This window comes from Streptomyces sp. NPDC090119, from assembly GCF_044747085.1.
Lineage (GTDB): Bacteria > Actinomycetota > Actinomycetes > Streptomycetales > Streptomycetaceae > Streptomyces.
The window spans coordinates 422567-434175 of sequence record NZ_JBIVDK010000001.1 but is presented as its reverse complement, the minus strand read 5'-3'; the positions used below and the strand labels follow the sequence as shown (position 1 = coordinate 434175).

The following is an 11609-nucleotide window of genomic DNA, read 5'->3' as shown; positions in this document are numbered from 1 at the left end:
CCGGCACCGCGTCCTCGGACGCGGAGAGAACAGCTCAGATCAGCCGGCGGCCACAGAGGTGGACTTGATGAACTTCCGGATGCGGGCAACGCCCGTCGCAACGACAGTCATCGGTCAACACCTCCCAGGTCACGCACGGCTTACCGGCGGCATGCGCGGCCGGTGGAACGGACCTGACCTTAGCCGCCCGTGCCCACGGCGCACCAGCGAATTTCCGGTGCGGCAACGTCGGGTACGGACGGCGTCTTCCGGCTACCGGTCCAGCAGACGGTGCATGACGGGTTCCGGGATGGCGGGGTTGGTCGCGGCGGCCATCGCGGTGGTGCGGTCGTACAGGAGGGTGATCAGGACGCGGGTGGGGAGGCGCGGGTCGGCGGCTGCGGCTTCCCGTATGAAGCGGTGCGGATCGTCGAGCAGGCGGATCACGGATACGGCGGACAGCCGCTCGCTGTCCAGCGCGGACCGGCGGACACCCGCGTCCGCGTCCCGGCTGAGGCGTTCCACCAGCTCGGCGGGCGCCTCCGGATCGAGGAGAGTGAGCTTGCGCGTATCGGGGTCGGGGTCGTCCGCGAAGCGGAGGAGGCCCTGCCGGGGGAAGTTGGGGTGCTCGATCATCCTTGCCGCCGAGTAGCCGTTCCAGCTCCGCACCATCTCCAGCAGGAGCTCCGCCGGGGCCTGGGCACAGTGTTCGGCGAGGAAGAGCCGGACGAGCCAGTCCTCGTCGTGCGCCAGCAGGTCGACGATGTCGGGCGGCAGGTTCGGTACGCACGCGGCGCTGCGGCGGAGTGGGACGTGCGCGGAGGTGGCACAGCGGCGCATCGCCTCCTCGTCGCCGTGCAGGTCCCGGACCCACTCGAAGGGGTGGAAGCGGTGGCTGGGGTCGAACTCGACGGCCACGCCGGAGCGTTCCGCCTCGGTGAGCTCCGGCCGGACGTACACCCACCAGCGGACGCCCGGCTCCGGGTCCTGGCCGAGCAGGGCCACCAGGTCGGCGTCCAGGTGGGGATTCCGAGCCGCGGCGCCGCGCAGGGCGGTCTCGGTGCCGTGGACCAGCTCCTCGGCCAGCTCACGGGTGAGAACACAGGTGCTCGCGGCGTGTTCCCGGTGGGCGTCACCGGGAAGTGCGGCGAAGGCGGCCGCCGACAGCGGGGCGGAACAGTGGAGCAGCATGGCTTGGGTTCGCACACCGGTGTCCGGGTCGGCGAGCAGGGCCGTCCGCGCCGAAGGAGTCAGCTGGGTCCAGCCGCGTGCGACGACCTGCTTGCGTACCTCGGGGTCCGGGTCGGCTGCGAGCGCGGTGAGGTGCCGCAGCGGCAGATCGCGGTGACTGACCAGCTCGGCGCGCACGTCCGGGCCGGGGTCGGTGGCGAGCTGGGCGAAGGTCGCCGCGGTGAACGCCGGGGCCTGGTACACCACGCTGGTGAGGAGCAGCCACCGGCGTCGTGGATCGGGATCACGGAAGAGTGCGGCGCTCTGTTCGGGTTCGAGCGGCCGCTCCGCCAATTCCGAGCGTACCCGCCACTCGGGATGCGCGACCCAGGCCGCGACCGTCTCCTCGGGCAGCTCCCGGTACTTGAGCCGGGACGGGAACCGGTCCTCGGGACCGATGTCGAGAAGACGGCACAGCACGGCCGCGGAAGCGGCAGGGTTTGCGGCCAGCCCCTCGCACCACTCGCCCCGCAGCCGGGCCAGGACGGTCTTCCGTCGCAGGACGACGTCCCAGCCGGACACCCGCTCCCCCGGCCCCTCCACCGCACGCTCCCGCGCCGACGCTTCCAGCCACTCGGTGAACGGGGCCACGGCGACGAACCAGACCTCGTATTCCTCGCAGGTGACGCCCAGGACGCTCTCCCCGTCCGGGGACATCGTCACGAACTCCGGCTGACCCGCCTGTGGGCCGAGGTGACCGGCCAGGTCCCACCGCTCCCCCAGCCGCACCCTGGTCCAGTCGATGCGGCCCTGGTTGGCGACGCTGATCAGAAACTCTCCGTCCGCGTCCAACACCCCATGCTCGACGGCGAGTCGGTGCCATTGCCGGTTCAACTCCGGGACGAGGTCCGCGTGGTCGTCCGGCACCGCGAGCGTGGGCTCCGTGCTCGCCGCGATCACCGGGCGCCAGGCGGCCATGGGAGGCCGCGCGTCGGACACCCGCCCGGCTCCGACCACCTCCAGACCGGCGCGGCGGAGCAGTTCGTGCAGTTCGACATGGTCACCCGTCATGGGGGCCATCTTCCTGCACGGCCACCGGAGCGGGTCCGGCCCCCGCGTCCTCCGGCCTCGGACCTTCCGCGTGCCGTCGGATGTCCCGCGCGACCTCACCGACGGGCCTCAGCGCGGCGGGGGCGATCACCGGGAGCAACGGAATGCTGTGGGCCCAGGCGCCGGTTTCCAGGAGCCCGCGCACGAGCGACCGCGCCGCCATCAGGTCCGGGGGCCGACCGTCACCGGCCGCCCGGGCGAGGGCCAGGCAGGTCCGGAGCACCCTGTCATCGGCCCGGCTGTCCGTGGCCAGGGCCACCGGGGTACCGGCGAGGTAGGTGGCGACCGCGCTGAGGGCGGTGGCGCGTCCGTACGGTGTCGGGGCCGCCTCGGTGTGGCACCGGAGGGCGTCCTCATCGCCGTACACGGCTGCGAGCAGGGCCAGTTCGGCGTAAGGCTGTTGCCGGTGTTGGAGCGAGCGGTGCCATCTGTCCACCATCCCTGCGACGGTGTCGGACTCCTCCCCGGGAACGCAGCCGATCCTCGCGAGCAGGGCGAGGACCGTCATCGACGGCGCGTGCCACGACTGAGCGGCCCGCGCTGCGGGGACCAGGGCGAGGCGGAGTGCTTCGCGGAGGCGCCTGCCGGGGTGGCGGATGTCCGGGTGGGCGAGCAGCAGGGCGGCCAGCTCGGGGATGGTCCGCAGTGTGGTGTCGCCGTCGCTCCGCAGTACCAGGGCCTCGATGAGGGGCTGGGCGATACGGGCCGCCTCCTCGGGGTCGTGCCGAACGAGCCCCGCAGCTACGGCGGTGAGCGCCTGCCGCTTCTCCGCGACGCGTCCCGTCACCAGGGACTGGGCAGCCGACCCGGCTCCCGCGTGGGCGAGAGCCTGCGCCACGGCGTTCGCCAACGCCGGGTCGGCGTCGCCGGTGGCGAGGCGGGCCGCTTCACGGGCGTAGTGGGCTCCGGGGGCCGTGTGGCCGCCGAGGGAGCAGCCCAGCGAGAGGGCTGCGAAGTGGCGGGCGCGGTCGGGCATCTCGTGGGCCAGCGCTTCGGCCTCGCTGAACTCGCCTGCCATACCCAGCGCTTGGACCAGGTCGGCTTGCCAGCCCGCCAGGGCCGGGAGGGGGGTGGCGGACGAGAGGGGGGAGTGTCGGAGAGCGGCAACCAGCAGTTGGCGGCTGCGCAGGAGGTCGCCGGTGCCCAGTCGGCTGTCGGCTTCCTGGAGCAGGCGGAGGTGTTCGGGGTGCTGGATGGCGTCGGCCGGTGGCAGGCCCGTGGACGGCCGGTGCGGGCGGGGGGTTCCGGGTCCCGGCGTCCGGACCTGTACCGGTGGGGGTGTCTGCGCGGCAGTGCGCTTACCGCGTGATTCCTGAAGGGTCCTCTGTTTCTCCTTCTCTCTTTGCTTTGCCTTCGGGTACTCGGCCCGACGGGCCGCGTTCTTCGCCTCCTTGGCGGCGGCCACGGCCTTCGCGTCCTTCTCGGCCCGCCGTGCCTCCGCGACCTCGGCGACCGCGCGGGCCCGCTCCGCGGTGACGTCGCCGAGCACACCGATACGGAGCTGTTCGGGGAGGGAGTCCAGCATGCGGCGCATGTCGTCGAGTTCGCTCCGCAAGGGGGCGGCATCACCCACGGCCCGAGTGAGATGTGCCAGGGTTCCCGCCAGTTCGCGTCGCAAGTGAGCCTGGTCGTCCGGGGACAGCGCGTCAGGGTCGGCCAGCGCTTCGGTGATGCGGTCCAATGCGTCCCGTAGCAGTCCTCGCGGGACGTTCCGCCGTTGGTGCGGCAGCGCGCTGAGCGCCGACACGGCGACGGCAAGGACATCGACGGCGCCCAGTCCGTCCTCGGGCTCCAGTTCCTTGCAGATGGCCTCGATGCGGTCCCCGTCAGGAACGCTGGCCATGGGCGTCGCCCGGGCCAGCGCTCCCCAGAGGTCCACCGCGACCGCGCGGGCCCGCACACCGCCCTGGCTCAGATCCTCGGCCCGCTCCCGCAGGACCGTCAGCAGAGCCGGATCCCCGACCGTCGTGAGCAGCGCGGCCGCCCTGGTGAGCACCTCGGTCCCGGCCGTACGGTCGCCGACCACCGCGTGCAGCAGAAGGCGGGCGGCATCGTGGCTCTTCAGAGATGCGAGGGCATCGGCGGCGCCGAGTAGGAGGACAGGTAATTCCGGGTCCGCGTGGGCGTCTAGAGGCACCGGGCAGTACAGCTCCGCCGCTTCCCGCGCGACGGCCTCCGCGTCGTCCCGCTCCGCATGAGCCAACTCCACCGCCACGTCCGCGAGATGCACGGCCCTGTCGGCAGCGGTCGTCGCGGAACGGGCAAGGGCTCGTGCGCGCTCGGTCTCACCCAGCCGGACGAGGAGTGCGGGAGCACCGGACGGCACAGCGCGCGACTCCCCGCGCAGGACATCCCTCGTCACCGCGAGCCGGATAAGGATCGCCAGGCTACCGGGGGCGGTGTCCGGGGCCCCGATCTCCTCCTCTAGCCGGTCCAGTTGAGCGAGGGCCGCGTCCGGGCCGACCTGCGCTACCAGCCGACGCAGCCGGGGCAGGTCAAGGACGTACTCGGCACGTTCGTCGGGGTCGGTCAGCAGCCGGAGCTGGTGGATCAGGGGGTACGGGGGCGTACCGTCGGGCCAGCCTGCGGTACGCCAACGGCTCGACCAGGCCAGCAGTTGGCGGGTGCATCGCGCGACACCTTCGGCCGCCAATGACGCGCGTGTGGCCGTGGCGTGTGCCGGTTGCGCCAGCGTGTAGGTGCCGAGCACCGGGTCCTCGAAGACCAGGGCACGGCCGCCCGGACCTTGCGCCCAGCGGTCGACGGACTCGGTCGGGAAGTCGGCCAGTTCGGCCAGATCCTCCGTGCGGAGACCGCCGCCGGACACCGCGAGGATCCGCGCCATCTTGATGCCCAGCGGGGTGGTGTCGGGCGGCGTCCGTCGGATCAGGGGGATGCCGGTCAGCGCGGTGAGGGTGTGTTGGTACTCGGGGCGTCGCAGTGGGTGCGTCGGGGCGAGGTCGTCGGGGAAGCGTACGCAGCGTCGGAGGGAGACGATGACGCGCATGCCGGGTGGTGGCGCCAACGGCAGCAGGGCGGCGATGCTTCCCCGGACCCCTCGGGCGGCAGGCGCCGACCAGGCCACGTCGTCATCCAGACCGTCGACCACGAGGAGCAGCTTCCCGTTCCGTTTCGTGGCCTCGGCGAAGAGACGATGCCATTCACGGGACCCGGCGGGCCGACGGGGCTCGGACGTCTGGAGTAACTCCCTTATCTGGTCGCTCACTTGTGCCTCGAACTCGGCCCGTGTGTCCGAGCCGTGTTCCGCGGAGACGAAGAAGTTCAGGATGTCGATGCCGCGTGGTGAGCGCCGAACGTAGTCGGCGAGCAGAGCGGTCTTGCCGACCGGAGCATCGGCGTGCCAGCACAGGTACGCGGGCGCGGCTGAACTGGGCTCCCTGACGAAGGAGTTCATGATCGTACGCTCGTCCGTCCGCCCTTGGATCACCTCGGCGGCGACGGCAAGGGCAGGCGCGTGCGGTCGGACGAAGCGCTGCCCCTCCTCCCTCTCGCGCGGCTTGGCGAACTGCTGACGCCGCCCCTCGCCTGCCTCCTTCTGGGCGGCGCGCAACTGGGTTTCCCACTCGGAATCCGCGTACACGGCCTGACCGGCCGCCTGTTGCAGAGTCCGCACGACGCGCCAGAAGTCGTCCGTCCTCACTTCCGGCGGCGCCATTCTTCCCTCTCGCCAGTCGCGGAAGGTGGAACGGTGAACGCCAAGTTCTTGGACGCGCTTGCTCGGCTTCCTCGCCTCCTCCCACAGCGTCGTCAACATACGCCCGAGCGCCGCGCGTTCGATCCTCGACCGGTCAGTCACCGCACCGCCCCTTCGCCGCACGCCCGGCGCGAAATCCAAGCTGGCTTCGTCTGGTTTACCCGCTCTGACCTGGGGGAATCGATGCGCGCGGGGAACCGCAGTTGGCCCCCATCCACGGAGTCCCACGACTCTGGAGCCCTCACCACCCCAGCCCGCCCCGGCTCCCGACAGAAGGACGACCCGTGTCCCACATCCCCCAGCTCCTCACCTGGACCGCCACCTTGAGCGGAGCCGCCGGTCTCCTCTACACCGGCGTCCTGATCGTCGTCGCCCTCATCTCCGTCCTCGCCCCCACCCCGGACCGCCGCAAGGACGCCCGCACCACCCTCACCATCCTCCTGCGCCGCCGGTCGCGGTGAGGGTTGCGCCTACGCCAGCCCGAAGCACACTCAACTCGACAGCCTTGAACGCGTCGATCCGACGGTCAAGAGAAGCTGGAAGAGATCGACATGAGCGAACTTGCCCACTGGGCAATCCCGTTGGAGTAGAAAAGACGGGCATGCCGGTTCCTGCCGTCAGCCGTCTCGTCGACCCCAGCCCTGCGCTCGCAGAGCTGGAGGCGTCGAGACGGAGGATGCGTATGTGCAGAGCCGTATGTGAGTGGCTAGGACGCCACGGGTGGGAGCTCGCTCTCATCCTGGTCGCCGCACTGGTGAGCGAGGCTGTGGATCACCTCTGGTAAGCGGCCGTTCTTGGCGTAATGAACACGCCAAGAACGGCCTGTCCCGGCCATAGGGGTTTCCCGTCCCGTGCCTGCGGGACGGGAAACCCTCTTGCAAACCTCGCCAGTAGACCGGCGAGGCCGTGCCAAGACTGCCGATCAATCGGCAGTCGCCAATTTTAGTTCTCTCAGCCGTCCAACTCCAGATCGACCGCAAAGCTCCATCACAGACTGGGAGTTGTCACCCAGAGAAAGATGATTCTTCCCGACGATTGCGGGAGTGGCTCGTCGACAGCCTTAAGGGCTTCATCTGATTCTTCCCCGCGTTCGCGGGGGTATGAGGGTGCCCATCACTCAACGGTAGGGAGAGGCGACCCGCAGAACGGCGTTGCCCTTGTCACTGTTCACTTCCAGGAAGAGGTAGCAGGTCATTGTCCGAACGCCCCCCGCCCGGCCCCGCCCAAGGGCGTCCCACCTGGGACCCCCGCCACAAGCCCTGCATCCCCACCGTGATGATCGACGGAGCCACCGCCCACCACTCCCTGTGCTCGCTGCTGGCCGACGCGGACAAGGTGGCTGCTCTGGACTGTGCTTCGCCCGGTGAGGATGTCGCCGTCATCGAGTATCTGATGGCCATCTGCTTCGCCTCCGGGGCCTCTCCGACCTCGGACGAGGAGTGGCGGGAACGGGTGCTGGAGGAGCAGGAGTTGACTCCAGCCGCCGAGTGGCTGCGGGGCGAACCGGACGACTCCTGGGACCTGTTCCACCCCGAGACGCCCCTGCTGCAGAACTCCTGCCTGGCGGAGGATCTGCGCGACAGCGGTACCGGGACGGCGCAGTTGGTCATCGAGCACTCAGGGGACTACAACCAGCACTTCGACCACCACCACCTCGAACTCGACAACCCGCTGACGGCGGCCGAAGCGTTCCGGGCCACGCTCACGCAGCATGTGTACGCCCCCTACGGACGGGCCCGGATGCCCGGCAAGCGTCTCGGTGCCAAGGTGACCAACCTCGCGGCGGGGCGGCTCACCGGGAGAATCCGGGTCGTCGCCCTGGGCCGTACGCTCGGCGAGACGTTGCGCCTGAACCTCTATCCGCCCGACGGCCCGCCCGGCCCGCTCAACACCTCCTGGACCACCGAAGGCGTCGTGCGCCGGGACTTCGAGCGGAAGGTGAAGCCGAGGGTGCCCCAGGGCCCTGCCGACCTCCACAGCGCGCTCGGGCGGTCCGTGCTCCTCCGGCCGCGCAACGGGCCTCGCGGGCAGATCGTCGTGGACAAGGTCCTGATCGGTGCGGGCGAGGTACTCGAACTCGCCCCGGAGCGGCACCTCCAGGACGCCGTCTTCAGCAACACCACGAACGGCCTACGGAAGCCGCTGTGGCCGTCCCCGAGCAGAGCCTTGTGGCAGGAGGCGCACGCCCTGTACAGCGCCGTCAAGGACGACCGGACCGGTCTGTACGCCCGGCTTCGCACCCTGCGCTATCCCCGCACCGGCACCGGTGCCCCGTATCAGCTCTGGGCCGTGGGCCTGCTCGCCAACAAGGCGCTGCCGGTCGCCTGGGCCCAGGGGGCTTATCCCTACGCACCGGGTATGGCCGCCCACCTCTACCGCGCCTCCCGCAGAGGCTCCGACCTGGCCGAGTACCTGGCGCGCAGCCTGAAGAGCGCGGCCGTTCTCGCCGCCGAGACCGCGTTCCCCGCCATGCGAGCGGCGGACGAGGCCGGGCAGGTGGCGCGGCTCGACGCGCGCTGGGCGTTCTGGCCCGCGGCGGAGACCCCCTTCCACGAGTTGCTGGACGAGGTCATCGACCGGGGACCCGAGGACGACGACCCGGTGTCGGAACCGCTCATCGCCTACGCGCAGGGCCTCATGGCCACGGCCCGCACCCAACTGCTCCGGCGGCTCGACACCCTGCCGCCGAGCGACCGCAACCACCGTGCGCGGGCGCGAGCCGTCCAGCGCTTCGACGACGACATGTCCGGAGACCGCGCCCCGGCCGAACTCCGAGGGGAGATCGCGCGTGACTGAGCAGACCTGGCCCCCTGGAGCCGATCCGGAACGGCCCCAGGCCGCGCATGACGGCGCGGCCCTCACCGCCTGGCTGACCACCCTCGTCCGCAACCACGAGTACGGGACGCTCGCCGAACTGCGCCGGGCCAGGGGCGGCAGCAACGCGCAGATCCGGGCGGGCTGGTACGGCGGGGACGAGCACCGCGAGCTGTTCGAGCGGGTGGCCTTCCTGTTCGCCGTCTACCACCAGGGCCGCCCCACGCCCTCGTACGGCCACGGCAGCCTCGGTGCCGCCGCCCGCCGGATCGGCGACGGGACCGGGCGCGGGCCGGACAACCCCGGCGCCCAGCGCCTGCTGAACCGGCTCGTCGCCAGCCGCCGCATCCCCTGGCGCCATCTGCAGCACGCGCTCACCCGGCTGCGGGCCTGTGAACAGGCGCCGCCGTCCTGGACCGCGCTGACCGAGGACCTCATCCACTGGAACGACCGCAAGGCGCGGGTCGCCTACCGGTGGTCGGTCGAGTTCCACACCCCGCCGGCGCGTGGCCGGACCACCCCGACGCGGAAGGACACCACCTCGTGACCGAGGCAGCACTCCGGAGCCAGTTCCTCTCCCTCCACCTCATCGAGACCCTGGCCGCGGTCCTCCCGGTACGCGACGAGAACGGCCAGCCCAAGACCCTCGTCTTCGGCGGCGTGGAACGCCACATGATCACCAGCCAGGCCCGCAGGCGGGCGGAACGGGTACACGCCCGCGACCGCGCCAACGCGGGCCGCGGGGCGCTCAAGGGCCGGAGCATGGGCGTGCGCACCCGCGAGTGGGCCCTCCTCGCCGGGCGCGAACTGGAGACCGCGCACGGCTGGGAAAAGGAGAAGGCCCTCGTCACGGCCCGCGCGGTGATGGAGGCGAGCGGCCTCAAGTTCGGTGACCTGACGAAGAAGACAGTGGCGAATCTGACGCGGGTGCTCGTGTTCGCGCCGTCCGACGCGGCGGAGCGGATCGCCGGGCACATCGCCTCTCACGCGGACGAGGTCGAGGAGTGGTGCGCGGAGTACCTGGAGGCGCAGGCCAAGATCCGGGCCCAGGCGGAGGCTGTGCAGAAGGCCCGTCGCGGGGCCCGTAAGAAGGCCGCGTCCCAGCCGGACCCGGAAGGGGCGGAGGAGACCCCGGAGGCGGAGACGCCCGCGTCCATTCTCATCCCGCCACTGCCCCGGCCCACTCGCGACGCGGTCCTCCTCGCCCTCGCTCCCCGTGACGCCGTGGACATCGCCCTCTACGGCCGCTTCCTCGCCGAGATCCCCGACTCCCCCAACGTCGACGGGGCCGTCCAGACCGGGCACGCCTTCACCGTGCACGAGGCCGAGCAGATCGAGGACTTCTACGCGGCGGCCGACGACGCGAAGCTGGACCGCAAGCGTGACGCGCTCAGCTTCCTCGACGCCGCCGACGACGCGGGCGCCGGTATGACCGGCTACCAGTCCCTGATCTCCGGCACGTTCTACCGGCACGCCGTCCTCGACCGCACCCAGCTGCGCGTCAATCTCCGGGTGGCCGGAATGGACGAACGGGAGGCGGAGGTCGCCGCGTCCGAGGCGGAGTTGGAGTTCGTCAACTCCTTCGTCGAGGCGTTCCCGGAGGCGAAGAAGAACTCCACCGCGTCCACCGGATCGCTCCCGGCACTCGTCCTCGCCTTCGAGGGGGAACGACCCTACAACTACGCGTCGGCCTTCCAGCGCGCGGTGGACGAGGGCCCCGTCGCGGCCGGTGGGGAAGGCCCGGCGGGGCCCGCGGCCGTGCGCAGGCTGCTGCGCCACCACGCCTTCGTCGACCGCCGCCGGGAGGACCTGCGGACCGCGCGTGTGCTCACCTACGACCCCGAGATCGACCTGCTGCTGGGCGAGTTGGAGCTGCCCGGGTCGCTGGCCGTGGTCGAGCTGGCGAAGGATCTCAACCGGTGAGCACCCCGCATGTCCTGCTTCTCCGGCTGGCCGGTCCGCTGCAGTCCTGGGGGCTCACCGGCCGGTTCGCGCAGCGCGACACCCACAGCCGCCCCACGAAGTCCGGAGTGATCGGCCTGTGCGCCGCGGCGCTCGGCCTCGACCGGGAGGAGCCCCTCGGAGAGCTGGCGGAAGTCGTCTTCGGGGTGCGCGCCGACCGTCCAGGCACGCCGATGCGCGACTACCACACCGTCGGCGGCGGGACCTTTCCGCTGCGCCCGCGTGATCTCCTCACCGACCACCAGCGGGCCACGAAGGCCATGGCGCTCACGGCGCCGGAGGGCCCGGAGGCCGCCCCGTTCGGTCGCAGCGAGCTGGCAGCCTGGTACGGCTCCCCGAAGTACGTCACCCGGGACCCGGTGTCGGGTGCCCTGGTGTCGGGACAGGTGCGCCGCCAAGCGCTGATCACGGAGCGCTGGTATCTCGCCGACGCCGCCTTCCTCGTCGGCCTGCAGGCCCCCGACCCTGCGTTCCTGGAGCGGATCGGGCACGCACTGGAGCATCCCAGGCGGCTGCTCTGGCTCGGCCGCAAGGCGTGCCCACCCTCGGGCGACCTGGCCCTCGGTGTCGTCCCGGGCCCCCTCCGGGAGGCGTTCGAGACGCATGCCCTGCTGCCGGAGGCCCCTCACTACGAGGGTGAGCCGGAGCGGCCGGTGACGGACGTACGGCCCTGGGCCTGGATCGAGAGCCCGCGCCCCCTCCCGGGCGTCGCGCCGCTGCCGGACCAGCCGGTGCGGTTCGGCGCCGACGGCGGTGTGCACAGCCGCCGTTGGGAGACCCGCAGCCGTATCACCATCGCCCGCGACGCCCACGGGTGGGACATCATCCTGTGAACACGACCGCCGCCACATCGCACGCG

Annotated in this window: 7 protein-coding genes; 5 read left to right on the top strand and 2 right to left on the bottom strand. The window is 71.5% G+C overall.

Annotated elements, in window-relative coordinates; all coding sequences use genetic code 11:
- Positions 1–252 precede the first annotated feature (252 nt).
- Together ACIPPM_RS01910 and ACIPPM_RS01905 are read right to left on the bottom strand one after the other, a co-directional pair.
- On the bottom strand, positions 253–2220 hold the full coding sequence (locus tag ACIPPM_RS01910) for a PE-PGRS family protein (protein ID WP_401441975.1): 1968 nt from the start codon (positions 2218–2220) through the stop codon (positions 253–255).
- A complete protein-coding gene (locus tag ACIPPM_RS01905) occupies positions 2210–5920 on the bottom strand; it encodes a hypothetical protein (RefSeq protein WP_401441973.1) in 3711 nt (1236 codons plus the stop codon). Before ACIPPM_RS01905 ends, ACIPPM_RS01910 begins: the two co-directional genes overlap by 11 nt.
- A 338-nt stretch (positions 5921–6258) precedes the next feature.
- Between ACIPPM_RS01905 and ACIPPM_RS01900 the strand changes: the two genes are divergently transcribed.
- The 5 genes from ACIPPM_RS01900 to cas5e all read left to right on the top strand — a co-directional run bounded on the left by ACIPPM_RS01900 (position 6259) and on the right by cas5e (position 11583).
- On the top strand, positions 6259–6435 hold the full coding sequence (locus ACIPPM_RS01900) for a hypothetical protein (RefSeq protein WP_401441971.1): 177 nt from the start codon (positions 6259–6261) through the stop codon (positions 6433–6435).
- Between the two features lie 733 nt (positions 6436–7168).
- Positions 7169–8770: a type I-E CRISPR-associated protein Cse1/CasA gene (locus ACIPPM_RS01895; protein ID WP_401441970.1), complete on the top strand. Its 1602-nt coding sequence runs from the start codon at positions 7169–7171 to the stop codon at positions 8768–8770.
- The gene (gene casB, locus ACIPPM_RS01890; protein ID WP_401441968.1) at positions 8763–9335 is read left to right on the top strand and encodes a type I-E CRISPR-associated protein Cse2/CasB; all 573 of its coding nucleotides are present in this window, start codon (positions 8763–8765) and stop codon (positions 9333–9335) included. Before ACIPPM_RS01895 ends, casB begins: the two co-directional genes overlap by 8 nt.
- Positions 9332–10711, top strand: a complete 1380-nt coding sequence (locus ACIPPM_RS01885; protein ID WP_401441967.1) for a type I-E CRISPR-associated protein Cas7/Cse4/CasC — start codon at positions 9332–9334, stop codon at positions 10709–10711. The genes casB and ACIPPM_RS01885 overlap by 4 nt, the downstream gene beginning before the upstream one ends.
- A complete protein-coding gene (gene cas5e, locus ACIPPM_RS01880; protein WP_401441966.1) occupies positions 10708–11583 on the top strand; it encodes a type I-E CRISPR-associated protein Cas5/CasD in 876 nt (291 codons plus the stop codon). Before ACIPPM_RS01885 ends, cas5e begins: the two co-directional genes overlap by 4 nt.
- The last annotated feature ends 26 nt before the right edge of the window (positions 11584–11609 follow it).

Excerpts from the sequence above, each read along its gene's own strand:
- ACIPPM_RS01910 (WP_401441975.1), bottom strand. The coding sequence starts at position 2,220 with ATGACGGGTGACCATGTCGAACTGCACGAACTGCTCCGCCGCGCCGGT.